The following is a 24493-nucleotide window of genomic DNA, read 5'->3' as shown; positions in this document are numbered from 1 at the left end:
GACAGCGTTAGAGCGATCCTGCAAGCTTTATGTACGATCCTGCGAATCTAAATTGGCAGCGGCTCTTTTTCAGGGAGAGAGGGTCACCTAGATAAGCGTAGACACGCTCTCAAAACAATCGGTTGCGCATGACACTCGCTTTCAATCCCAATCAGGAGCTCGCCTCCATCGTTGCACGTTTCGCCACGGGGGACGGAGAACACCGCACGCCGATTGAGGGGCTCAACCTATATCGCCAGTCGGCGGTCACCGTGTGGCAACATGGGGCCTATCGGCCCTGCTATGCCGTTGTGGTCCAGGGACGCAAGAGCCTGACGGTCGGTACCGATACGTACCACTACGGCGTCGGCGAGTATATTTTGACCGCCCTCGATCTGCCTGTATCGACGCAGGTGACCAATGTCCGCAGTGATACGCCTTATCTTTGTTTTGGCATGGCGCTCGACAGTGAGCGCCTGAAGGAGCTGTTATCGCGCGTCAATATTCCGCGCCAGGCGTTGACGGCGGAACCTATGCGCGGGCTCGCGGTCAATGCGGCATCGCCGGAATTGCTCGATGCCTCACTGCGGTTGCTCAGACTGCTAGACCGGCCTGAGGATATTCCGGCCATGGCGCCATTGATCGAGCAGGAGATCCTTTATCGCCTGCTGACCGGTCCGAACGGCCCTCGGCTGCTGCAGGTCGCCATGGCCGAGAGCCAGAGCAACAGGGTGGCGCGTGCCGTTGCCTGGATACGGGGTAATTTCGCCTATCCGTTACGCATCGAAGATCTGGCCGAGCGCGTCGGCATGAGCGTTTCGTCGCTGCATCATCATTTCAAGGCAGTGACCGCGATGTCGCCGATGCAATATCAGAAGCAGCTTCGCCTTCATGAAGCGCGTCGGCTGATGATTGTCGAGCAGCTCGACGTCGGATCGGCCGGCCATCGCGTCGGCTATCAGAGCCCTTCGCAGTTCAGCCGCGAATATAGCCGCCTCTATGGCCTGCCGCCCTTGAAGGATGTCGAGGCCATGCGCAGTGCAGTGGCAGCGGAATAGGCTCCGTTCTATTGCCGGGCTGCGATCAACTGATAGGAGCGGCGCAGTCGCCGCCGCTCCAGGTGTAGTTGGGGGTGGTATCTTGTGGCGCCCACAATCCTTCGAAATGGTGATGGCTTCGATCGAAGCGGATCGTCAGTAATCCCATTCCATATTTGTCGAACCAGCGCAGCGTCCGCTCTCTGCTGGTCGTTGTCCCGACCTCTGACAATGATCCGGTCGTCGTGGTTCCGTCGTCATCGAAGCGGTAAGTCCCCGAGATGTGACCTTGCTTGTCGATCTGCAGGGAGGTCTCGACATCCACCAACCTGCCGCTGGACAGAAGCTTCCCGCAATAGTGCCCGGCCAGACTGGAGACTGGCTTTGCCGTTGAGTGAGCAGAGACGGGCAAGGGAAGCATCCCGACTGTAAGGCAAATTCCTGCAAAGCGGACAAGTGCGCGCAGTTTGCTTTTGTACGTGAAGCTGGCCGATGTCTCGGAAGGAAGCGGATACTTGTTTGTCATCAGGAGGTTCCAGCGGAGAAGCGGATATCTGGCAAGCTCTAGCCGCCGCGAACCCACCCTGACAAGCGCTCTCTTTTGGCGCAGTGCAGCAACGATTTGCGCTTGACGCTTGCCTCGCCCTCAGTCATAACGACCGCGAACCGTACCGTACGGTACGCATTTGGGAGTGGCCATCGTGCTCAGCGAAGCAGGACAGACGAGCGAGTTTTCGCCGCGCCAGAACGCCGTTCTGGAACAGGCGCTGCGTTTGCTCGTCGATGGCGGCGAAAAGGCGCTGACGACCTCTGGTGTCGCGCGCGCGGCCAATTGCTCCAAGGAAAGTCTCTATAAATGGTTCGGCGATCGCGATGGTCTGCTATCGGCGATGATTGCCTATCAGGCGAACAAGGTGCGCACCTTCGAGCGCAACGGCGAACGGCTGACCGTGGCAAGCCTGCATGACCATCTCGTCATTTTCGCCCGCGATCTGCTGGAGGTTCTGGCGGGCGATGTTTCGCTCGCATTGAACCGTCTGGCGATCGGTCAATCCAACCGCGACGGCTCCAAACTCGGCAAGCTTCTGCTCGAGCGTGGCCGCCGCCAGATCGATCGGCGTGCCAGCGGGCTGATCGATGCCGGGAAGCGGGCAGGACTGCTGCGCTTTACCGATGCCGACGAGGCATATCACACATTCTACGGGCTCATCGTTTCCGATCTGCATGTGCGCATGCTGCTCGGCGAGCCCGGTTTGAAGGATACCAGCCGTCAAGCGGAGAAGGCGGTCAGCGCCTTTCTCAGGCTTTACGGTACGGAAAAAGTTTTGGCGGAAGCAGCAGCGACCGTCTGACAATTCGAAATCTGCACCCAGACAAGCAAAGGGAAGGACAAACAATGCGCGTCTATTACGATCGTGATGCCGATCTCAACCTCATCAAGTCGAAGAAGGTCGCCGTCATCGGCTACGGCTCCCAGGGCCGCGCTCATGCGCTGAACCTGAAGGACAGCGGCGCACAGAACCTTGTGATCGCGCTGAAGGCCGGTTCGCCGACCGTCAAGAAGGCTGAAGCCGATGGCTTCAAGGTCATGACCGTTGCCGAAGCTGCTGCCTGGGCTGACCTGATGATGATGGCGACCCCGGACGAACTGCAGGCCGACATCTACAAGTCTGAAATCGCTCCGAACATCCGCGACGGTGCTGCGATCGCTTTCGCACACGGCCTGAACGTTCACTTCGGCCTCATCGAGCCGAAGGGTTCGGTCGACGTCGTCATGATCGCTCCGAAGGGCCCGGGCCATACGGTTCGCGGCGAATACCAGAAGGGCGGCGGCGTTCCTTGCCTCGTTGCAGTTCACCAGAACGCTTCCGGCAATGCCCTTGAACTCGCTCTCTCCTACGCCTGCGGCGTCGGCGGCGGCCGTTCGGGCATCATCGAAACCAACTTCCGCGAAGAGTGCGAAACCGACCTCTTCGGCGAACAGGTCGTTCTCTGCGGCGGTCTCGTCGAGCTCATCCGCGCCGGCTTCGAAACGCTGGTCGAAGCTGGCTACGCGCCGGAAATGGCCTATTTCGAGTGCCTGCACGAAGTAAAGCTGATCGTCGACCTGATCTATGAAGGCGGCATCGCCAACATGAACTACTCGATCTCGAACACGGCCGAGTGGGGCGAATACGTCACCGGTCCGCGCATCATCACCGAAGAAACCAAGGCGGAGATGAAGCGCGTCCTGAAGGACATCCAGACCGGCAAGTTCACCTCCGAGTGGATGCAGGAATACCGTTCGGGCGCTGCCCGCTTCAAGGGTATCCGCCGCAACAACGACAGCCACCAGATCGAAGAAGTCGGCGCCAAGCTGCGCGGCATGATGCCCTGGATCGGCAAGAACAAGCTGGTCGACAAGAGCGTCAACTAAGCTTCTTCGGGTCTATACCGCAATGAGAAAGGCCGGGGAGGGAGACTTCCCCGGCCCTGAACGTTTCAAGATGTTTACGGCTCAAGTAGCCGATGGAATGCTTTTGCTGGCTCTCATCCGCAGCCATTTCGTCGGCTTACCATCGTAGCCGCTACCGTCGGTTTCGTTGAGTGAAATCTCTTTCCAGCCGGTCGAGATCAGCAGGTCGTTCAGCCAGTCGGCCGAGAGATAGTTGTAATATCGGCCGAAGCTGTCGTAACCCTCGGTGTCTCCCGCTTTGAAACTAGCGTGAAATATGCCGCCGTTTTTCAGGGCTTTGTGGACGCGGTTGAATATCCCTGGAAGATCCGATCGTTGCACATGCAGCAGGGATGCTTCGGCCCAAATGCCGTCATAGGCTTGATCGTCCTCCAGTTCTTCGAACTTGCGAACGATCACCGGCTTTCCGAGCAACTTTTCAGCCTGCCTGGCCATTTCCGCCGAACCATCCATGGCGGTGACGTTAAAACCCTGCGCGATCATATAGGCCGCGTCCTGACCGCCGCCGCAACCAAGCTCGAGAATCGACGCGCCGGCGGGAAGGGCATTCAGAAAGGCATCGAGCCGACGCTGTGGCAGGCTGCGGTCGCGCACTGCATAGGTGGCGGCGTTCTCGTCGTAAAAAGAGGATGTGCGGTCGTCGTTCGTCATAAGGATTTCTGCTCGGTTGGGGGCATACTAATCGCAGTAATTTCTATCTCGAATACTGCTGCCCTTTGCGCTCACATCAAGGCCCAATTGTCAGAATAGCGGGATTGCAGGTGAAATTAGAGCTTGAACGGGCTATAAAAGTAACTAGTCTTAAAACTAGTCAGAAGGAGCGTGTTATGCGGCAGTGGCCAGTTCAAGACGCGAAAGCGAAATTTAGCGAGATGCTTGATGCCTCTTTGGAGGAGGGACCGCAGCTCGTGTCAAAAAGAGGCGAGCCCAAAGCAGTGCTTATTTCCGTTTCTGAATGGGAGGCATTGAACAGGCGCGCTAAGCCGTCTGCTAAAGAAGTCCTCCTAGCGCCCGAACCGAGATTCGAACTCGATGTTCCGTCTCGCAAGGAATGGGTATGGCGAGATATCAGTCTGAGCGAGGGTTGATACTTGTACCTGCTCGATACGAACGTGGTCTCCGAACTACGCAGGATGAAACCCCATGGTGCGGTACTTGCTTGGATCGGCACCGTTGGGGATAGCGATCTTGCAATTTCAGCCGTTACTATCGGTGAGATCCAGCGCGGCATTGAACTGACTAGGGAAACCGATCCGCAGAAAGCGAGCGAACTCACGCGTTGGCTGGATAGTCTAAAGCTTGGAATTCGGGTCATTTCCTTAGATGCGGAATGCATGATCCGATGGGCGCAATTCATGCATCGCAAATCGCCGACGCTGATTGCCGATGCAATGATCGCGGCGACCGCATCGGTTCATAATCTCACTATCGTTTCACGGGATATCGTCGATTTCTCGAGCTTTCCCGTCACTGTTCTCAACCCTTTCGACTATAAATCTTCTTGAGAGCGCACAAAATAGGTCAGCATTATTGACTTATCGTTTGTTGCGTGGTCTTGTGGTGCAAAGACCAAAAATTACGAGGAAACCCCATGTTGAATTGGGAAAATATCTTTGCGACGCGTTCGAGCCGTATGCGCGCCTCCGAAATCCGCGAACTGTTGAAGCTGCTGGAGCGTCCAGACATCATCTCGTTCGCCGGCGGCATTCCCGATCCGGCGCTGTTTCCGGATCAGGAATTCAAGCAGGCTTATGCCGACATCTTTTCCGGTCCGGCTGTCAACGCCGCCCTGCAATATTCGGTCAGCGAAGGCTACAAGCCGCTGCGCGAATGGCTGGTCAGCCAGATGGTGGCGCTTGGCGTTCCCTGCGAGCTCGAAAACGTCTTCATCGTTTCCGGTTCGCAACAAGGTCTCGATTATCTCGGTAAGCTCTTCCTGTCGCCGAAGGACACGGCACTCGTCACCGCACCGACCTATCTCGGTGCGCTGCAGGCCTTCAATGCCTATGAGCCGACCTATGATCAGCTCACCCCGAACGGTAACCGCACGCCGGCCTCCTACCGCGCGGCTGCCGAGCAGGCGGGCGGCAAGGTGAAGTTCGCCTATCTCTCCGCCGATTTTGCCAATCCGACTGGCGAAACCGTCGATCTGGACTCCCGCGAAAAGCTGATCGATCTCGCCGACGAGATGGATATCGCCATCATCGAAGATGCGGCCTATCAGTCGCTGCGTTATGACGGCGAAGCGATCCCGCCGATCCTGGCGCTGGAAATTGCCCGCAAAGGCAATATCAACGATACGCGGACGATCTATTGTGGCAGTTTTTCCAAGACCTTGGCCCCGGGTCTTCGTGTTGGTTTCGTCGTTGCGAACGCGCCAGTCATTCGCAAATTGGTGCTGATGAAGCAGGCGGCCGATCTGCATTCCTCGACCATCAACCAGATCGCCATCCATCAGGTCGCCGAACGCGGCTTCGATGCGCAGGTTGCCAAGGTCCGCAAGACCTACAGCCACCGCCGCGACTGCATGCTGGCGGCGCTTGCGAAATACATGCCTGAGGGTACGAGCTGGACGAAGCCCGAGGGCGGTATGTTCGTCTGGATCACTCTGCCGAAGGGCATGGACGGCGCCAAGCTGCTTGCAAAATCGCTGGAGACGGCAAAGGTCGCCTTCGTGCCGGGTCAGGCCTTCTTTGCCGATGGCTCCGGCCCGAACACTTTCCGCGTCAGCTTCTCCTGCGCCAACGAGCAGATGATCGATGAGGGAATATCGCGGCTCGGCAAATTGATTGCCGACGAGATTGGAGCAATGGCGGCTTAGTCTTTACTTCAATTTTTACCTTCTCCCCAGCGGGGAGAAGGTCGAGCGAAGCTCAGGTTGAGGGGGCGTTGCACCGTAAGGGATGTCTTTCGCTTGCCGCTCAAGACTCACCTCGCGATGCGAGGTGTCCCCCTCATCCGGCCTCTCGCGATTTCGTTTCACTCTATCGCTCGAGCCCACCTTCTCTCCGCGAGAGAGAAGGTGTTGTGTTTTGCTTACTTCGCCAAATGTGGCGCAATCAGCGATAGGTCGGCTTCGCTGAGCCGGTCGCTGGCGGTATTGCGCTGGTGCCAGTAGGGATAGAGCAACCGCGGCAGGCTGACGTCGTCGAGGCGCTTGCGTTCTTCTTGCGTCAGCTTCAGTTCGGCGCTGGCGAGATTGTCCTTGAATTGCGCGTCCGTGCGGCCGCCGATGATGACGGATGTGACACCCTTGCGGCCGATCAGCCAGGCCAGCGCCACCTGCGCCGCCGAGACGCCACGACCGTCGGCAATCTCCACCAGCGTATCGACGATGTTCCACAGGCGGTTCTCGTCGCGGATTGGCGGTTCGGTCCAGCCGGCGAACTGGCGCGTACCCTCCGGCGTCGCCTGGTTGCGGCGATGCTTGCCGGAGAGAAGACCGCCGGCGATCGGGCTCCAGACGAGGACGCCGAGCCCTTGATCGATGCTGACCGGCAGCAGCTCATATTCCGCGTCACGCGCTTCGAGCGTGTAGTGGATCTGCTGGCTGACGAAGCGTTCGCGCTTGTCGCGCTCGCTGACGCCGAGCGCCTTCATGATGTGCCAGCCGGAAAAATTCGAGCAGCCGATGTAACGCACCTTGCCTTGGCGGATGAGTGTATCAAGCGCCTCCATCGTTTCTTCGAGCGGCGTCTGGCCGTCCCATTCATGCAACTGGTAGAGATCGATGACGTCGGTCTTCATCCGCTTCAGGCTGGCTTCGCAGGCCTGGATCAGGTGCTGGCGCGAGGAGCCGGCATCGTTGACGCCGGGACCCATCGGGAAGCGGGCCTTGGTGGCGATCAATACGCCGTTCTTGCGCGGGCCGCCGATGATCTCGCCGAGGATTTCTTCAGAAGCCCCTTGCGAGTAGACATCGGCCGTGTCGATCAGGTTAACGCCGGCATCGAGGCACATGTCGACAAGCCGCTTAGCCTCGCTGACGCCGAGATCGCCGACAGTCTTTGCCCAGCCGACACCGCCGAAGGTCATCGTGCCCATGGTAATGGTCGAAACTTTGAGGCCGGAGCGGCCAAGCAGACGGTATTCCATAGATTATCCTCCAAAAACCGAAGCTGAAACTCGCGCGCTAGGAGATAGTGCAGGGCGCTTATGGTCAAGGTCGAATGATAGTATGAACGGTTCGGCTCGCGATTGCGGATTGTCACAATCATGTTAACCGGCCTCGCTAAGGAACCCTTCTCATCACTCAGCCGAGGACGCTTCATGAAGACGTTTGTTTCCGCTCTCGCCGGCCTGTTGGCCGTCGCCCTTTTCTCCGGCTCGGCTGCGGCCGCCGACCTCGTGCTCTACACCAGCCAGCCGAACGAAGATGCACAGGCAACCGTCGATGGCTTCATGGCTGCCAATCCCGGCATCAAGGTCGATTGGGTTCGCGACGGTACCCCGCAGATCATTGCCAAGCTGCAGGCGGAAATCCAGGCTGGTGCTCCGGTCGCCGACGTTCTTCTGATCGCCGATACGGTGACGCTGGAGCGTTTGAAGGAAGCCGGAAAGCTGCTGGCCTATAAGTCGCCCGAAGCCGCAAATTACGATCCGTCGCTCTACGATGCCGACGGCTATTATTATTCCACCAAGCTGATCACGACCGGCATCGTCTACAACACGGCCGCCTCGATGAAGCCGACGAGCTGGCAGGATCTGACCAAGCCGGGGGCCAAGGGCCTTGTTGCCATGCCTAGCCCGCTCGCTTCGGGTGCGGCTCTCATTCACGCGCAGACGCTTACCGGCGTCGGTAGCCTCGGCTGGGATTATTACAAGAACCTTGCTGCCAATGGCGCAATCGCTTCCGGCGGCAATGGCGCGGTGCTCAAGGCCGTTGCTTCCGGCGAGAAGGCTTACGGCATGGTCGTCGACTACATGCCGATCCGCGAAAAGGCCAAGGGTGCGCCCCTGGAGTTCGTTTTCCCGACCGAAGGCGTTTCGGCCGTGACCGAGCCGGTCGGCATCCTCGCCAGCGCCAAGCATGTAGACGCCGCCAAGAAGTTCGTCGATTACGCTCTGTCGGAAAAAGGCCAGCAAGGCTTCCTGAAGCTCGGCTATATTCCCGCCCGCAACGGCATGTCGCTGCCCGCCGGTTTCCCGGCGCGTGACAGCATCAAAGTTTTGCCGTTGAATGCGGCCGAAGCTCTGAAGAACACCGACCAGGATCTGAAGACCTTCTCTTCCTACTACGGATCGAAGTGATCCAATCGGACGGTCGATGTACGGATATGTGCGTAGGGGAAACAGCCAGCCGACCTGGCTGTTTCCTTTTGTCGTTGTCATCGTGATGCTCTTGAGCGTGCTGCCCCTGGCGCGGCTGGCGGAGGTTGGCATCGGGGCGCTGCTGCGCGGCGGGGCCCATGAACTGATCACCGATCCCGCTCTTTGGCGTTCGACTTGGTATACGGTCGAGACCGCCGTGTTCGGTACGGTCATTTCTGTGATGCTCGGCTGCCTCTTTGCCTTCCTGCTGACATTGACCGACATTCCGGGTAGGGGGCCGCTCGGCTTTCTTTTCGTCCTGCCGATGATGATCCCGCCGCAGGTGACGGCACTTGCCTGGGTGCAGATGTCCGGCCCATCCAGCCCCTTGTTGAAGGCGCTGCACATTGCACCGCCGCTCGGCTCGCCGCGGCCGCTTTATTCCGTCGGCGGCATTGCACTGCTTTATGGTGTACAGCACGCGCCGCTGGTCTATCTCGCGCTCCGGGCCGGCCTGATGGCGCTGCCGCGCGATGGTGTCGAGGCGGCCAGGCTTTCGGGTGCTTCCGGATTTCGCGTGTTCCGCGACATCATTCTGCCGTTGTCACTGCCCGGTGTCATTGCCGGCGCCGCCATCGCCTTTGTCTCTTCTGTCGGCAATTTCGGTATCCCGGCGATCCTCGGCATTCCAGCTTCGATCTTCACCTTGTCGACGCTGATCTTCACCAAATTCTCCAGTTTTGGCCCGCGCACATTCGGTGATATCGCCGTGCTGTCGACGATGATCGCGGTGATTTCGGTTGCCGGGCTTGCTGTACAGGGCAGGGCGTTGAAGGGGCGGGATTACCGCGTCATCGGCCTTTCCGGTGCCTCCGCCGCCTTCGCGCTCGGCCGTTGGCGTCTTGCGGCCGTGCCGCTGCTTTGGGCGATCCTGTTCATCATGCTGGTCGCGCCGTTCTTCGCGCTGGTCGCCGGCGCGCTGGTACCGGCCTATGGCGTGCCTCTGACCGTCAAGACGGCCTCGCTGCATGCCTTCACCGAAATCCTGTTTCGGCAGGCGGTGACGCGCGTTGCTTTCTCCAATTCCTTGTTCCTTTCCAGCATGACGGCGCTTGGTCTCCTCGCGGTGACTGTGCTGGCGGCTTACTCCCTGACGCGGCGCAAGGATATGCTGAGCCGGATCGTCGGCGCGCTGATCGAAATTCCCTATTCGCTGCCAGGAATTATCGTCGCCGTTTGCTTCATCCTGGTTTTCGCAGCGCCGCTGCCGGTTCTCAACATCACGCTTTACGGCACGATCTGGATCATTCTGCTCGCCTATTTCTCGGCCTATTTCGCCGTCAGCCTCAAGCCGGTGATGAGCGCTTTTCTGCAGCTCGATCCGGCGCTGGAGGAGGCAGCACGTCTCTCGGGCGCCGGTTTCTTCCGCCGCCTGGCCGATATCATCGTACCGCTGATCGCGCCGGCGGCGGGCGCTTCGGTCATCCTGGTCTTTCTCATCGCCTGCAACGAGCTGACCGTTTCCGCTTTGCTCTGGTCGGCAGGCACGCAGACGCTCGGCGTCGTCATCTACAATCTCGATGACGGCGGCAGCGCCGATCTCGCCTCCGCCATGTCGGTCATCGTCATCGCCATGGTGGTCACCATGATGCTGGTGCTGGAAATTCTGGCCAAGCGCCTGCCGAAGGGAGTGGTGCCGTGGCGAAGCTGATTCTCAATCACGTCAGCAAGGATTTCGGCACGGGTGGCCGCCCGGCGGTCAAGGCGCTGTCGCTGGAGGTCCGAGAAGGTGGTTTCCTGGCGCTGCTCGGGCCGTCCGGCTGCGGCAAAACGACGGTACTGAGAATGATCGCAGGCTTCGAGCAGCCGACGGATGGTTCGATCCATCTCGGCGAACGTCTGCTGGCCGATGCCGCGAACATGTTGCCGCCGGAGCGGCGCAACATGGCGATGGTGTTCCAATCCTACGCCCTTTGGCCGCATATGAACGTTGCCGCCAATGTCGGCTATCCGCTGAAAGTGCGCGGCATTTCCGGCGAGCGCTACCGTCAGAAGGTGCGCGAGGCTTTGTCGACCGTACGCCTGGACGACTACGCCGAACGGCGGCCTGCGGATCTTTCCGGCGGCCAGCGTCAGCGCGTGGCGCTGGCGCGCTGCCTGGTGACATCGCCGGATGTCGTGCTGCTGGATGAGCCGCTTGCCAATCTCGATCGTCATCTCAAGAAGGAGATGGAGGAGACCTTCCGCGAATTCCATCAGCGCTCCGGCGCCACCATGGTCTATGTCACCCACGACCAGAGCGAGGCGATGGCACTGGCGACGGATGTCGCCGTCATGTCCGAGGGACGGCTGCTGCAGGTCGCAGCCCCGGCGGAAATCTATGCACGGCCGGAGGGACGGCTGGTCGGCGGATTGGTGGGGCAGGGTGCGATTCTGTCGCTCGCCATTCCGGATGGTAAGCCGCGGCTTATCGATTGGCCGGCGCTGAAGATGATTTGGAGGGAGCAGGAGGACAAGACCTTGCATGCCAATATCCTTATTCGGCCCGAGGATGTTGTCGCCGATGCTGAGGGCATCTCTTGCAGGGTGGAATCCGTCCTTTACGAAGGCGAGCGCTATGCATTGCGGCTGTCGCTGCCGGATGGTCAGGTGCTCCGGGCCTATAGCCGCGAGGCGGTGAAACCGGGCGATATCTATGCGGTCGCCGTTCGGTCGGCATGGCGGCTATGATCGGTGTCGTGAGCAGAAGACAATACGGTTGTTCGCCGCTTTTACCTGTGCTTGAGTTGCCCGATGTCACGAATGGGAGTCGCGCCATGTCCGATCACAACTTCCCGATCTTCGATCTCGGCGCCTTCGAGGCGGCCGGCGAAGGGGAGAAGAGGCGGCTTGGTGCAGAGGTCGACGAGATCTGCCGTTCGACCGGCTTTCTGGCGATTGCCAACCATGGTGTCGATGAGGCTGTGATCGGAGCCATATGGGCAAAGACGCGGGCTTTTTTTGATCGGCCCGCCGATGTCAAGCAACGGGCAAAAGCGCCGTATCCCGGCTACCCCTATGGCTATCTCGGACCGGGCACCGAAGCACTCTCGAAATCGCGCAATATCGACACGCCGCCCGATCTCAAGGAGAGTTTCAATGGCGGGCCGCCTGCCGTGCCGGCCGGCATGACCGACCCGGAAGCGCTCGGCTTCTGCTATGCCGCCACCATCTGGCCGGACGGCCCGGAAGGCTTTGCAGAGGCGTGGAAGGCCTATTACCGTTCGATGGAGGATTTGGCAGCGCGGATCATGCGCGTCTTTGCCATCGCACTCGGTCTCGACGAGCACTTCTTCGACGGCTACGTCGACGCACCGATTAGCGCGCTCAGGGCGCTGAATTATCCCGAGCAGCGTGTCCCGCCACAGCCGGGCCAGTTGCGTGCCGGGGCTCATACCGATTACGGCAGCCTGACGATCCTGCTGCCGCAGCCGGGCTCCAAGGGGCTGGAGATCATCGCGCCGGACGGTCAATGGACGCCGGTGCCTCCGGTACCCGGCTCTTTTGTCATCAATATCGGTGACCTGATGGCGCTGTGGACCAATGATCGCTGGGTTTCGACGGTGCACCGCGTCGTCAATCCGCCACCCGAAGAAGGCGGCATGCAACGACGGCAGTCGCTGGCGTTCTTTCACCAGCCGAACTGGTTTGCCGAGATCGCCTGTCTGCCGTCGTGCCTTCCGCCGGGCGAGGAGCCGAAATATGCCCCCGTTCTCTCCGGCCCCTATCTCATGGGCAAGTTCAAATCGACCGTCACGGCCAAGCCCAATTGATTTGGGCGAGCTAAGCCGGCTCATATCTACACAAACCGGAATGCCAGATGTCCCTGCGCCTTGCCACCTTCAATGTCGAAAACCTGCTGACCCGTTTCGATTACACCGGTTTCCGCAATCAGTTGCGCCAGGACCGTGTGTTGAAGCTGTTCGATGTGCAGAACGAGATCATCTACCAGCAACTGGAAGCAGCGCGCGTGGTGGCCGCTACCGACGATACGAGGCAGATGACGGCGCTTGCGATAGCCGATGCGGATGCCGACATCATTTGCCTGCAGGAAGTCGACAGCATGGCGGCGCTGCAGGCCTTCGAATACGGCTATCTCTACCGCATGGTCGGCAATGGCTACCGGCAGAAATTCCTGATCGAGGGCAATGACGCCAGGGGTATCGATGTTGCCGTGATGATGCGCGAGGAGACGCGTGACGGGCAGCCGATCGTGCTCAGGGATATCAAAAGTCACGCCATGGTGACTTATCGAGATTTCGGCCTTTTCAGCGATGAACTGGCGGAACTTGGCCTGCATGTGGACGACAAGATCTTCAAGCGCGATTGCCTGGAGCTTGATTTGACCATCGGTGGCGTTCCGCTTTCTCTCTATGTCGTGCATCTGAAATCGATGGGGCCAGGGCGGGAAGGTGTCGATGGTCGCGATTCGACCATGCCGGTCCGCCGCGCCGAGACGCTTGGCGTACGCCGCATCATCGAAAACCGTTTTGGCGCCGGTCATACGGCCAAGAAGAATTTCGCCATCTGCGGCGATATGAATGACTATCAGGAGCGCGTCGACGTCATCGGCACACGCCATACCGGCTATCGCTTCAAGCATCGCGATGAAGAGAGCAGCGCGCTCGATGTCTTCAGTAAGGACGGTTTCGCTGAAAACGTCATGCGTCGGCGCGATGCCTTGGATCGCTGGACGCTGTATCACGCCCGCGGGCCGCAGGAGCAGTGGCTTTGCCAGCTCGACTATATCTGGCTGTCTCCGGCCTTGGCGCGTGCCAATGCGGCGCGCTTGCCCGACGTCGTTCGCTCCGGTCAGCCTTTCCGTACCATATTTCCGCCCGGACAAGAGGTAGAACGTTATCCACGCACCGGTTGGGATAGGCCGAAGGCCTCCGATCATTGCCCCGTAGTCATGACATTGGATCTACTATGACCCACGCTTTCAAATTGCGAAACGATGTGGCCGCCTGGCCACCGGAAAAGACCGTATTCCCGGTCGCGCACGTTAATCTCGCCGTTGTTGCCGGCGACCATCCCTTTCATCTCAGCAATGCCAAGGCGGCGCAGGAAAACTGGGAGAAGGAGATCGCCGCCAATCCGGCACTTTTCGATGGGCGGATGGTCTTCCAGCATCGTTTGTCGGTCAGCGAGCAGGCCGTGAAGGGCGAGGCCTATGTTACGCCGTTCTCCACATTCATGTGGTGGCGCAAACAAGCGGAGCGCAGCGGCGGTTTCCACGTCTTTGCTTTTCCGGTCGCCGTCTCCTCCGACGGCGCGATCATCGCCATCCGTATGGCGGAGCATACCGCCAATCCCGGCCAGGTCTATTGCGCTGCGGGTTCGATGGATGAAAACGATATTGTCGACGGGCACTGCGATATCGAGGGCAACATGCGGCGCGAAGTCATGGAGGAAACCGGCCTCGATCTTGGCGATGCCGTCGCAGAGCCGGGCTATTACGCCACGCATGAGAATCTTTCCGTCACGCTGTTCCGCATCTTCCGGTTTCCCTGGACAGCGGAAGAGATGCTCACGCGGATCCGTGCGCATATGCTGGTGGACCACGAAAAGGAAATCGACGACGCGGTTGCCATTCGTTCGGCCGATCCTGCGGCGCATCGTTACAGCGCGGCAATGCCGCCAATTCTTGCGTGGTTCTTCGGTCGTCAGGAATAGCTTTAGCTTGCGCTCAAATGCGTTGCCGTTATGTATGGTTGAGCAGGGTTCTACAGTCTAGAGTCACGTAATGGAGGCAGGGGTGGCCCGCAGCTTCAGTGTCTATGATGTATTCACCGACAGCAAACTCGCGGGCAATCCGCTGGCAGTCATCTTCGACGCCGAGGGATTGGATGACGAGGCGATGCAGGCGATCGCCAAGGAAATGAATCTCTCCGAGACGGTGTTCGTTCTACCGCCGCAAAATCCGGCGCATACGGCAAGCCTGCGCATCTTCACGCCCGGCCGCGAGCTGCCTTTCGCCGGCCACCCGACCGTTGGCACGGCGATTGCGCTGGCCGAGCGGACGCATGCCAGCCATGGCGGCGACGTCGATCTGGTTTCGGTTCTTGATGAGCGAGTGGGGCCGGTGCGCTGCGCTGTGAGATTGCGGCAGAGGAGCGCGAGTTTCGCCGAATTCGACCTGCCGCGGAAGTCACAGCAGATCATGCTGCCTCTCGACAGGGCCGATATCGCCAATGCACTCAGCTTGAAGATCACCGAGATCGGTTTCGAGAATCATGTGCCGTCGATCTGGAGCGCCGGCGTGCCGTTCCTGCTGGTGCCGGTGCACGATGTCGGCTCGGCCGAGCGGATGGAGTTCGATCCGCAGCTTTGGGAAAAGACCGTCCCCTTCGTCGACGGTGCGCTCGCCTCGGCCTTCATCTACTGTCGCGGCGCGCTCAATCACACGGCCAAGTTCCATGCCCGCATGTTCCCGGTCGGGATGGGCATTCTCGAGGACCCGGCAACAGGCTCGGCGGTGGCCGCGCTCTCCGGCGCCATCAACCACTTCGACCGCCTGCCGGATGGCCACCATCCGGTCATCGTCGAACAAGGAGTCGAGATGGGCCGCCCTTCCTTCATCCATCTCCATATCGACATCGACGGCGGCGAAATCGCCAACGCCCGCATCGGCGGTCAGGCCATACGCGTCGCGACCGGAATTCTTGAGCTTTGATTTTGTAAGGTTTTTGGGGCTCTTCGAAATTTTTTTGACGATTAACCAAAGAAAATTCATCTGGCCGCTGGACAATCAAACCGATCCTATTTATATGCCCGGTCACACCGCGAGCGAGCGGTTACGGGTGATTAGCTCAGTTGGTAGAGCAGCTGACTCTTAATCAGCGGGTCGTAGGTTCGAGCCCTACATCACCCACCATTTATCTTCTTGATTTGTCAGGAACATCGCTGAAAATGCTTATTAGCTTCCGCCATTCGAGCGGGAGCCATGAAGCATCAAAATCCCTTCTGCAGAACGCAACGTCCCGAAATAATCCCGAACATCGGCCTCCTGCGTCGTGATCAAAATGTTGACATTGATCTAAGGGAATTTTGCGCTCATGCAGGGAGCCGCAGCCGCCCACATGCGCTGGGTACTCTCCTCAATAGCGATCCCCAGCCGCCTAAGATCCTAATCGCCAAAGCGACTCGATTCGATACTTCCGTTTGGAGAGCGGACAAGCGACTATTGCGGTGAGTCTATCTGCCAACACCTCCATCTCCGCAGTCAGGCAGAACCGACTGCTATTCGTCCCTTGCAAAGGAGGCACGCGATTCTATCCATTCATTAGGCGCTACTGATCGACTAAGTATATGTCCGTCAACGCCAAAGGAAAAAGATGTCTGAACATTCGCGCTCGCTAGAGTCGACAAGGCATTGCCTCTCGGACCGAAAGCCTAAAGGGACCATTATTTATATAGTGGTTGCAGCAGTTGCTGTTATTACCGGGGTCACTTCAGTGCGCCACGAGAGCCCAGTGCCACAGCCGCCGCACATTGCGAAGATGCTTCAGTAAGTGGACTGATTGGTCCCGTCTGATTGAGCCCAGGGCGATATCCTTCCCTTAAGAGCCTTCCCCAAATGAGAAGAATTGGCTGAGCTGCGAAGCAGAAGTGCACCGAAGGATGCTCCGCGCTCAGTTGACTGCGGTTAGAGCCGCACATTCTCCGTGACGCCGTTGATGAATTTGAGCCATTCACCGGCTGCAAGCCTCTTGAGCACGGTTGACGCTGAGCCGTCGGTTGGGAACAATCCTCGCGGGCCTGGGTTCTGTTTCGCTAACGGCGCGATACGTCGTTGCGAAAGGAGGGCCCGGATGACGACACGCGAGTATGCCGGTTTGCTTGAAGACGCCGCCAACCGCGTCGCGGATATGTCGCGTGCAGAACTTCAGATCATATTGCGGCGAACTGCGTTGATGCTCAGAAATTCCGCCTCGGTGGCCTTGGATGGCGATGTAGAAGACGTGATTGCCAGCATCGCCGACGAACTCGGTATGACGCGAAACGACATGATCCGCTACATCCTCAAGGAATGGCTGAAGACGAACTCATATCTGCCGATGCGGGAGCTGGATAGCCCGGTGGATGGCTCTGCCTGAGCAACGAACCACTGATCAGTGCAGCGCGTCGATCACCTTCGCGTCTGGATTCGCAGCGCAGGCTTTGTCGATGGTTTCGCCCAATTTGCTTTCCTTGAGCGTGCCAAGCTTTGGGTCGCCTCTGGTGGCATCATACACTGCTGAGATTATGTCCTGCATGCCTTGGTGACTATCCGAATTATACTCTTTGCAGGTCACAGTGGCTGGATCGACGGTTGCCGCACTGAGTGTCGACAGCGCGAGCATGAGGAAGGCGAACGATAGTGCAGGGGTGCGGACCATGTGACCCTCCATCGTGAAATGGCCGATCCAGAAGACGACGGTTATGCTATCAGATTTCGTTGCAGACGTCTTCCGTGGCTGTGCACGCTCTGAGCATGGTCAGCGCCATCGCCGCAACTTCATTGCACATGATTTATTGCATAAGGCGATGCCGGGAGGCGGTTCGAATAATCGGGGTCCGGCGCAATTAGCGTCGCGACGATCAAGATGCATCCCATCGCGATGACTGCTCCGGCATAAAGAATGAGCGCAAGGTGGCTTTCGTGCGTGGCCATGGCCGAACTCATAGATCTCTGAATCTAACTGCCGGCGTTAAAGGAAGTTCCCCGCATTGGTATGTACCACCGGTGCGATCGACGGATCGCTTTCGGAGCAGGACCGACTTATGAAATTGGAGTTGAGAAACGGGGATGAGCGGCGGACGCACAGCTATACCAATTCGCCATCGCTGGCCTCTGGATTCCGCCATTCGGTTTGGGGCTTAATTAATGCCTTTTATGCCCGCCGCCTTCCATCACGCTGAATACCAAAATGGCTGCGAGAACCAGAACCAGCATATAGTCGAAGGGGGTCAGCAGGTGGAGCAGTTCCATGATGTTTCTCCTCCCAGAGAACACGTACCAGAACAATCGGCAGTATGTGCCTTTGTTCCGTGTATGCCAAGATTTTCACATCTTGCGGTGCAATAGAGCTATTGTGCGAGGCACAACCAAGTGCTTGTTTGCACAGCTCTTCTCGGCTTGATGAATGCTAGCGGCCCATTGGAAAACCATCGAGCTGCCGTCGGCGTCGTATTGTCAATAAATTTTATAGAGTATATTCCTATGCCTTGGGACATGCGCGGTTGATGGCGGCGAGGTGTCCCGCGCAGTCGAGCGATCTGGAAGGATTTGACGATGACCACTTGTTCTCACGATCAGTCGCGTGATCGGCCTGTCATCGCAATCATTGGCGGCGGCGTTTCCGGGGCGGCGGTTGCCTTTCACTTACTGCAATCGCAAGCGCTGCAGCCCGGTCAGCTCTTCATTTTCGAACCGCGCGCCAGACTCGGGGCCGGGCTTGCCTATGATACCCGCGACCCTGCCCATCGCATCAATGTGCCGGCGGCAAAGATGAGCCTGCTTCCCGACGACATCGAGCATTTCCAGCGTTGGCTTCAGGAAAGCAATGCGCTGGAGGGCGACGAGACGGCTGTCGCGGCGAATGGCGGTCTGTTTCCGCGGCGCGGGCTTTTTGGTCGTTATATCGGCAGTATGGTGCAGCCTTTTATCGATAGCGGCGCCATCACTCATGTTGCTGAGCAGGCTACGGATGTCCGGCGCCTAGACGGCCGCTGGGTGGTTACGGGCGAGGCGGGGCGGCGCTTGGAGGCGGATATCCTTGTCATCGCCACGAGCCATCCGTCGCCGCTGCCGCCGCGGTCGTTGCAAAATGCGCTTGCCGGCCATCCGCGTTTTGTTGCGGACCCAACGCGGCCGGATGCACTCGATGCTATCAGGGCCGCCGACCGCGTGCTGGTGGTCGGTAACGGCCTGACTTCTGCTGACGTCATCGCCTCCCTCGAGCTGCGCGGTCACAAAGGACCGATCACCGCAATCTCGCGACGTGGGCTGCGGTCGCGCGGGCATGCGCCGGTCAAGCAGGAGCTGTTCGGCGATTTCGTCAGTCACCCGTCGCGGACGGCACTTCATCTTCTGAGGCGGGTGCGCGCCGCCATTCGCACGGCGGAAGGCGAGGGGTGGAGTTGGCATGCGGTCATCGATCAGGTGCGCGCGCAGGGGCAGGATTTGTGGCGGGCATTGCCGGTCAACGAGCGGCGTCGCGTCGTGCGGCATTTGCGGCCCTTTTGGGATGTGCACCGTTTCCGTGTTGCGCCGCAGGTGGAGGCCGTCAGTGAAGAGGCGATTCGCGCCGGCAGGCTGGAGGTGTTCGCCGCCTCCGTCGCATCCGTAGAGGCGAGGGGCGAGGTGATTGAATGTACGCTCCGGCTCGGTCGATCGGATAAGAGCCTTAATCGCCAATTCGACGCGGTCGTGGTGACGACCGGGCCGGGCCATCGCGGCATTTTGGGCTCGCAAGGCTGGATCGGCGCGCTTGCGGATACGGGCTATCTCGCTATCGATGCCGCAGGGCTCGGCCTTGCCTGCGACACGGCATCGCGAGCGCTCGGCGTGGACGGCAAGTTGGCACCATCGCTGTTCATTTCAGGACCTCTCGCCCGGGGTACTTTCGGCGAATTGATGGGCTTGCCTGAAGTGATCGAGCATGCCGTCTTCGTCTCCGAGCAGGTGGTATCGGCAGTTGCGGACCACACCAAGCACAAGCATAACAAGCTAAAACTCGACAACAGCGCTGCATAAAGGCATAAAAAACGCAGAATCGTTGCTTTGACGATACATTTGCCTAAATTTACTCATATAAACTATACAATTTGTGAGTTATTGTCTTGTTCGGAGGAGGCGACGGCGTTACTTCCGTGGTCAATGACGGAACAGAGCCGGTTGAGTCTCGATCGAACCATGCCGGACTTCCAACAATCGATTTTGCAGTAAAGCGGATAGCGATGCTCACGAAAAAAGGAAAATACGGGTTGAAGGCTCTCGTGGACCTGGCACGTCTGGGGCCGGGCGAGACTGCGTTTATCAACGACATCGCATCCCGCAACAATATCCCGAAGAAATTCCTCGACACTATCCTGTTGGAACTGCGCAATGCCGGCGTGCTGCGCTCCAAGAAGGGACCGGGTGGTGGCTATTCGCTGTCGCGCCCTGCCTCCGACATCCGCATCGGCCATGTCATCCGCACGCTCGACGGTCCGCTCGCGCCGATCCGCTGTGCCAGCCGTACAGCCTATGAAGCCTGCGACGATTGCGCCGATCCGGAGCGCTGTCATGTGCGCCGCTCGATGACGGAAGTCCGTGATGCGATTGCGGCGATCCTCGACAATATGACGCTCGAACAATTCGTTGCCGGCGGCGGGCCGGGAATCGAGATCGAAGAGCAGGAAGACTATCGCGCTTCGAATATCGGCTGACCCTTTCAGCCATTCCCTGATTGTTCGTCGTCTCCAGCTTTTGAGAACCACAGATCCTTGTAGATCGCGACGGCGGATTCATCAGGCGCGCGATCCTCGGTCAACCAAACCCTCCTGATCGACCAGGCGTCGTCAACGCTTGGGGACTTGCTGCATTCGGCAAGATCAGAGGCGCCGACGCAGGGGATGAACCATGACGGCATCAAGGGCCGTGCCGTATAGCCAGTCTCCGTGCGCGTGATCAGGACAGCAATCCCAGCCTTCTTGTTGGCCTGCCAGGGAAAGATGATGCGGCCGCCCGGCCGCAATGCTTTGAGCCACGATGCCGGTGGGGCGATTGCTCCGGCATTCATGTAGATGAGATCGGCGTCCGGCAGCGCCAGAGTGGTTGCGTCGCCTTGTATCAGGGAAATTCCCTCGAATGGCCTCAGATTTTCGCGCGCACGACTGGCTAGGTCTTCTTCAATTTCGAATGCATGAACATGACCGTTCGGCAGCACCAGCATCGACAGAAGTGCGGTGTAGTATCCCGTTCCCGCGCCAATATGGATGACTGTCTCGCCGGACTTCGGAGAGGCAAAGCCGATCCAGGCCGCGTGCAGGAAGGGTTCCCCATTGTTGATGCCCTTTGTTCTGTCCAAAGCGACGAGCGCATTTTGATAGAGAAAGGCGGGATCGGCGCTGGGCGTTTCGACATATCGCCGATTGACCGTTATCAGCCAGGGCCCCGGCCCCAGGAAGGTTTCGCGCGGCACAAGCTCAAAAATCCGCTCTAGCCTTTCATCCAGGGAATTGCTGGCGGCAACCATCATTTTCGCGTGGAAAGCTCGTATCTCATCCAAACTGGCACGGCGATTTGCAGTCACGGGCTCCCCCCATTTTTCTGCTACAAAATTCGTCAGAGCGTCCAGTTCTTCGGCGGGATCACGCCGTTGAGATGGTAGTTGCCGACGATGTGATATTTCCAGCGTACCGGGTCGTGCAGCGTATGGGTCCGGGCATTGCGCCAGTGGCGGTCGAGATTGAGGCCGATGCGCGTGGAGGAGGTGCCAGCGAGCTCGAACAGCGTATTCGAGGCCTCGATGGCGATTTCCGTCGTCAGGGTTTTCGCAGCGGCTACGGCAAGCGTTGCCTCGATCACATCGTCTTCGGTTGGGTTGATCTGGGCTATATCGATCTTCTTGCCGGCGCGTTCCAGCATCGCGGCGGCCGCCTCGATGCGAATGGCGATCTGGCCTATTCTCGCGATGGTCAGCGGATCGTCGGCCGCTCGCTCGACGCCGCTGTCCGTCCAGGGACGGGCATGCGTTTTCACAAACTCCACGGTCTCGGCGAAGGCGGCCCGGGCGATGCCGAGATCGATGCCGGCATGGATGATTTGGCCAACCGAACCGATGGTCGTTGCCCGCTCGAAGCCTTTGTGATGCAGGACGACAGCGTCCGCGTTGACATAGACATTGTGCAGGATGGTCGTGCCGCTGCCGGATGTGCGCTGGCCGAAACCGTCCCAGTCGTCGATGATCTGGATGCCTTCGGTGCCGCGCGGAACGAGTGACATTGTGAGGTCGTCCTGCGCATTCAGCGCAAAAATGGCGATCCAGTCGGCAAAAAGCACGCCGGTGGAATAGAATTTGCGGCCGTTGACGCGAAAGCCAAGTCCGTCCGATGTCAAGCGCGTATTGTATTGACCGGCCGTTGCCGTGCCGAGTTCGGAGAATGCATTGCCGAAACGGTCACCGGCCAGCGCCCTGGAGAAGAAGAAGTTCTTCTGCTCTTCGCTGCCGTCGATGCGCAGCGCTTCCAGAATGTAGAAATGGTTTTGCGGAATTTGTGCGATCGAAGGATCGGCTTCGGCCAGGATAGCGATGATTTCGGCAAGAACTGAGTTGGAGATATCGAGGCCGTCATGTTCGGACGGAGTGGTGATGCCGAGCAGGCCGGATTGCGACAGGGCCTCCAGTTCTTCGTAGGGCAATACGCGGTTGATGTCGCGGTCGCTTGCCTGCTGAGAGAACCGGGCGGCCAGCGATCGCGCGATCTCCAGCGCTTCCTCATCGCTTTGAATGCGGTGTGCGAGCGGCCTGACCCGCTCGTGCAACTGTGAAACAGTTCCCATTCATGACCCCATCAGGGTTGGCATATCAGTGACTTAGCGGTGCGAAAGCGGTATGATCGTAATTTCTATAGATCTACTCTACAATGGTTTTTCTTTGCTTATCCAGATTTCGCTACCCGCCATAATAGGCATCGAATGGAGAAATTGTAAGCGGGCGGCTCAGTGCAGCCGCCGCTGGCAGCAGGGCTATCAGCTATTTTCCGCGTTCACCAAAAGGGTCTGGGATCAGCGGGCCAGGTCGGCGAAACCACAGGTGCACAGCGTCTTGTGCGAGGCCATGTCGTAAATGTGATCCACCTTCAAAGACGTCGGTCGCAAGAAAGCGCTTGCTACCGGCGCATTTTCGCGCTTTCATATACGACTAAATAAGTAGACAATAGCAACAATTACCTCGTCGGGCCGCCGAAAGGCTCGATATGTGAAGGTTGACGAAGTGAAATTGGTTCCTGGTTGCGTGGGAACCCGCCCAGAGCCTCTCGTTTTCAGACGCCCTGGGTTCAAAAGAACCAGAGCGGCCATTGTGCGTTTACGGATGCGCGGCGCTCTAGCGGCCAAGCGTTCGGTGGCCGCGCGCTGTGTGCGGTTCACAGGCAAAGTATCAGTATGCCCTTAGAAAAGCATGATCGACCACCTCTTTGCCCCAGGAGTTGATATGACGGTTCAGGGACTTTTTTCCGCCAGGGCCAACGCCTCGGCACAAGCCTATGCAATACCGCGTATCGCCGTCATCGGCCGCGGCTTTTCCGGTATGATGATGGCAATTGCCTTGATGAAAACGGTGCGGACGCCGTTTCATCTGCAGCTTTTCGATCCCAATTCCAGCGTCAGCGGCGGTCAGGCTCTGGCGTCCGGCCATAGCAGCGAAATCCTGAACAGCCGTGTCCGCGATCTCTCGGTTTCTGCTGGCGATCCCGATGATTTCAACGATTGGCTCTGTAGCAATGCGACGTTCCGCAGTGCCGTGCCGGCTGCAATACCAGGGTTTTTGCAGATATTCGTCCCCAAGAGCATTTTCAGCGACTATGTCTACCAGCGCTTTTCCGAGGCGCTGTCGTCGCGGCGGGATATAACCGTGCAAGTCAGCGGCGAGACGGTGACCGGCCTTTGCCGCAGCCATGGTGACCGCTTTATGGTCGAGAGCGCCGGCGCTGCCAATCCACCGTTCGATACGGTGATCCTGGCGACCGGTTACGGCATTGCCGATCATGAGCCGCAGAGCGGTGAACCCGTGGCGACGCCGACGACGGTCCGCGCGCGCCGCCTGGTGTCACGCCCGCATACGGTATTGCTCGGCAGCGGTCTGCGCGTCGTCGACCGGCTGTTGCAGATGCGCGACAACGGCTACGACGGCCAGATCACCATCGTTTCGAGACATGGCTTCCTGCCGCAGAGCCACACCCGCAGCAATGCCGATCCGGTCTTTCCCGCAGAAGCCATGCCCGGCAGTCTCAGCGACATCGTGCGTTTCATCCGGCGGGCTTGCGAGAACGCCGAGGCGAACGGGCAAAGCTGGCAATCCGTCATGAACGGCCTGCGCAAACATGCGCGCTCGCTCTGGCGTTCGCTGCCTGCGGGACAGAAGCAGCAATTCAATCGCCATCTGCGCGCTCTTTACGATAGCCACCGTAACCGCCTGCCGGAGGCTCTCTATGTCCGGCTGAAGCAAGAGCTGGCGGAGGGCAATACGCTGTCGCGCCGCGGGCAGTTCCTCCGGCGCACGCCGACCGGATTGATGCTGAAGCCCGCGGGTCAGCAAGGCGTGGAACAGATCTATGCTGACGAGGTGATCGATTGCCGCTGCCAGGAGCCTGATCTCGACACGCCATTAATGTGGAGCCTGATCGAGGCGGGCCTCGCCACACCGGACGAACTTGGTCTCGGTCTGGCTGTCGAAGCGACGGGTGCGCTTTCCGTGGATGGACAAGCGACCGAGGGGCTTTTTGCCATCGGCCCGCTGGGACTCGGGAGCTTGCCGGATATCGATCTCGTGCCCGAGATCGTCACGCAGGCCTATGCGGCTGCGGATGGGGTGGCTGCGCGGTTCTATCCGCAGTGCAAGGCTGTGTGACCAGGATTGATCTTGCCGGCCCTTCAATAAGCTCGGGGCGAGATAGCGTCCACGTTCGCCATAGCCTCCAATGAATAAGAGCTTTGGAACCCGTCGCCGCATCTGATTTTTGTTGTTGAAATTAGTAACGTAAT

At 59.0% G+C, this 24493-nt stretch carries 23 protein-coding genes and 1 tRNA gene; 18 read left to right on the top strand and 6 right to left on the bottom strand.

What is annotated here, in order from left to right:
• The first annotated feature begins 128 nt into the window (after nt 1–128).
• Nucleotides 129–1037: an AraC family transcriptional regulator gene (locus C9E91_RS11450; protein ID WP_107108390.1), complete on the top strand. Its 909-nt coding sequence runs from the start codon at nt 129–131 to the stop codon at nt 1035–1037.
• Between the two features lie 25 nt (nt 1038–1062).
• On the opposite strand, the gene C9E91_RS11445 is transcribed toward C9E91_RS11450, so the two are convergent.
• Complete coding sequence (locus tag C9E91_RS11445) at nt 1063–1542, bottom strand: hypothetical protein (protein WP_245407471.1); 480 nt, start codon at nt 1540–1542, stop codon at nt 1063–1065.
• A 175-nt stretch (nt 1543–1717) separates the two neighbouring features.
• On the opposite strand from C9E91_RS11445, the gene C9E91_RS11440 reads away from it, so the two are divergent.
• Nucleotides 1718–2368 carry a TetR/AcrR family transcriptional regulator C-terminal domain-containing protein gene (locus C9E91_RS11440; RefSeq protein ID WP_107108553.1) on the top strand — a complete coding sequence of 217 codons (651 nt, stop codon included), beginning with the start codon at nt 1718–1720 and terminating at the stop codon, nt 2366–2368.
• 44 nt (nt 2369–2412) lie between these two features.
• Nucleotides 2413–3432, top strand: a complete 1020-nt coding sequence (gene ilvC / locus C9E91_RS11435) for a ketol-acid reductoisomerase (RefSeq protein WP_107108389.1) — start codon at nt 2413–2415, stop codon at nt 3430–3432.
• A gap of 81 nt (nt 3433–3513) precedes the next feature.
• Here ilvC and C9E91_RS11430 read toward each other — a convergent pair whose 3' ends face one another.
• Nucleotides 3514–4122 carry a class I SAM-dependent DNA methyltransferase gene (locus tag C9E91_RS11430; RefSeq protein ID WP_107108388.1) on the bottom strand — a complete coding sequence of 203 codons (609 nt, stop codon included), beginning with the start codon at nt 4120–4122 and terminating at the stop codon, nt 3514–3516.
• Between the two features lie 176 nt (nt 4123–4298).
• Here C9E91_RS11430 and C9E91_RS11425 point away from each other — a divergent pair, with 176 nt between their 5' ends.
• The 3 genes from C9E91_RS11425 (at nt 4299) to C9E91_RS11415 (ending at nt 6292) form a co-directional block, all read left to right on the top strand.
• Complete coding sequence (locus C9E91_RS11425) at nt 4299–4559, top strand: type II toxin-antitoxin system Phd/YefM family antitoxin (RefSeq protein WP_107108387.1); 261 nt, start codon at nt 4299–4301, stop codon at nt 4557–4559.
• Between the two features lie 3 nt (nt 4560–4562).
• A complete protein-coding gene (locus C9E91_RS11420; RefSeq protein ID WP_107108386.1) occupies nt 4563–4976 on the top strand; it encodes a type II toxin-antitoxin system VapC family toxin in 414 nt (137 codons plus the stop codon).
• An 86-nt stretch (nt 4977–5062) separates the two neighbouring features.
• A complete protein-coding gene (locus C9E91_RS11415) occupies nt 5063–6292 on the top strand; it encodes an aminotransferase-like domain-containing protein (RefSeq protein WP_107108385.1) in 1230 nt (409 codons plus the stop codon).
• Nucleotides 6293–6507: 215 nt separating this feature from the next.
• On the opposite strand, the gene C9E91_RS11410 is transcribed toward C9E91_RS11415, so the two are convergent.
• Complete coding sequence (locus C9E91_RS11410) at nt 6508–7566, bottom strand: aldo/keto reductase (RefSeq protein WP_107108384.1); 1059 nt, start codon at nt 7564–7566, stop codon at nt 6508–6510.
• Between the two features lie 174 nt (nt 7567–7740).
• Between C9E91_RS11410 and C9E91_RS11405 the strand changes: the two genes are divergently transcribed.
• The 9 genes from C9E91_RS11405 to C9E91_RS11365 all read left to right on the top strand — a co-directional run bounded on the left by C9E91_RS11405 (nt 7741) and on the right by C9E91_RS11365 (nt 16859).
• Nucleotides 7741–8721, top strand: a complete 981-nt coding sequence (locus tag C9E91_RS11405; RefSeq protein ID WP_107108383.1) for an ABC transporter substrate-binding protein — start codon at nt 7741–7743, stop codon at nt 8719–8721.
• Between the two features lie 16 nt (nt 8722–8737).
• Nucleotides 8738–10432: an ABC transporter permease gene (locus tag C9E91_RS11400; protein WP_107108382.1), complete on the top strand. Its 1695-nt coding sequence runs from the start codon at nt 8738–8740 to the stop codon at nt 10430–10432.
• Nucleotides 10420–11451, top strand: a complete 1032-nt coding sequence (locus tag C9E91_RS11395; protein WP_107108381.1) for an ABC transporter ATP-binding protein — start codon at nt 10420–10422, stop codon at nt 11449–11451. Before C9E91_RS11400 ends, C9E91_RS11395 begins: the two co-directional genes overlap by 13 nt.
• Nucleotides 11452–11537: 86 nt before the next feature.
• Entirely contained in the window at nt 11538–12533 is a 996-nt protein-coding gene (locus C9E91_RS11390; RefSeq protein ID WP_107108380.1) for an isopenicillin N synthase family dioxygenase, read from the top strand.
• A 47-nt stretch (nt 12534–12580) separates the two neighbouring features.
• Entirely contained in the window at nt 12581–13693 is a 1113-nt protein-coding gene (locus C9E91_RS11385; protein ID WP_107108379.1) for an endonuclease/exonuclease/phosphatase family protein, read from the top strand.
• Entirely contained in the window at nt 13690–14436 is a 747-nt protein-coding gene (locus C9E91_RS11380) for a DNA mismatch repair protein MutT (RefSeq protein ID WP_107108378.1), read from the top strand. The genes C9E91_RS11385 and C9E91_RS11380 overlap by 4 nt, the downstream gene beginning before the upstream one ends.
• 82 nt (nt 14437–14518) lie before the next feature.
• Nucleotides 14519–15436 carry a PhzF family protein gene (locus C9E91_RS11375; RefSeq protein ID WP_107108377.1) on the top strand — a complete coding sequence of 306 codons (918 nt, stop codon included), beginning with the start codon at nt 14519–14521 and terminating at the stop codon, nt 15434–15436.
• Between the two features lie 125 nt (nt 15437–15561).
• Nucleotides 15562–15637: transfer RNA gene (locus C9E91_RS11370), tRNA-Lys, on the top strand.
• Nucleotides 15638–16574: 937 nt separating this feature from the next.
• Nucleotides 16575–16859: a CopG family transcriptional regulator gene (locus C9E91_RS11365; RefSeq protein ID WP_107108376.1), complete on the top strand. Its 285-nt coding sequence runs from the start codon at nt 16575–16577 to the stop codon at nt 16857–16859.
• Between the two features lie 15 nt (nt 16860–16874).
• On the opposite strand, the gene C9E91_RS11360 is transcribed toward C9E91_RS11365, so the two are convergent.
• Nucleotides 16875–17141: a hypothetical protein gene (locus C9E91_RS11360; RefSeq protein WP_107108375.1), complete on the bottom strand. Its 267-nt coding sequence runs from the start codon at nt 17139–17141 to the stop codon at nt 16875–16877.
• Between the two features lie 896 nt (nt 17142–18037).
• Between C9E91_RS11360 and C9E91_RS11355 the strand changes: the two genes are divergently transcribed.
• A complete protein-coding gene (locus C9E91_RS11355) occupies nt 18038–19501 on the top strand; it encodes an FAD/NAD(P)-binding protein (RefSeq protein WP_107108374.1) in 1464 nt (487 codons plus the stop codon).
• 203 nt (nt 19502–19704) lie between these two features.
• A complete protein-coding gene (locus C9E91_RS11350) occupies nt 19705–20175 on the top strand; it encodes an RrF2 family transcriptional regulator (RefSeq protein ID WP_104823420.1) in 471 nt (156 codons plus the stop codon).
• Between the two features lie 5 nt (nt 20176–20180).
• Here C9E91_RS11350 and C9E91_RS11345 read toward each other — a convergent pair whose 3' ends face one another.
• Both C9E91_RS11345 and C9E91_RS11340 read right to left on the bottom strand, forming a co-directional pair.
• Nucleotides 20181–21041, bottom strand: a complete 861-nt coding sequence (locus tag C9E91_RS11345; RefSeq protein WP_245407470.1) for a protein-L-isoaspartate O-methyltransferase family protein — start codon at nt 21039–21041, stop codon at nt 20181–20183.
• A 32-nt stretch (nt 21042–21073) separates the two neighbouring features.
• Nucleotides 21074–22291 (bottom strand): SfnB family sulfur acquisition oxidoreductase, encoded by a 1218-nt coding sequence (locus C9E91_RS11340; RefSeq protein ID WP_107108372.1) that lies wholly within the window; start codon nt 22289–22291, stop codon nt 21074–21076.
• Nucleotides 22292–22943: 652 nt separating this feature from the next.
• On the opposite strand from C9E91_RS11340, the gene C9E91_RS11330 reads away from it, so the two are divergent.
• On the top strand, nt 22944–24359 hold the full coding sequence (locus tag C9E91_RS11330) for an FAD/NAD(P)-binding protein (protein ID WP_107108370.1): 1416 nt from the start codon (nt 22944–22946) through the stop codon (nt 24357–24359).
• Nucleotides 24360–24493 lie beyond the last annotated feature (134 nt).

The organism is Rhizobium sp. SEMIA4064, from assembly GCF_003025035.1.
GTDB classification, from domain to species: domain Bacteria; phylum Pseudomonadota; class Alphaproteobacteria; order Rhizobiales; family Rhizobiaceae; genus Rhizobium; species Rhizobium paranaense.
Note: the sequence above shows the minus strand (reverse complement) of the source record. Positions and strands in the feature narration are given on the sequence as shown.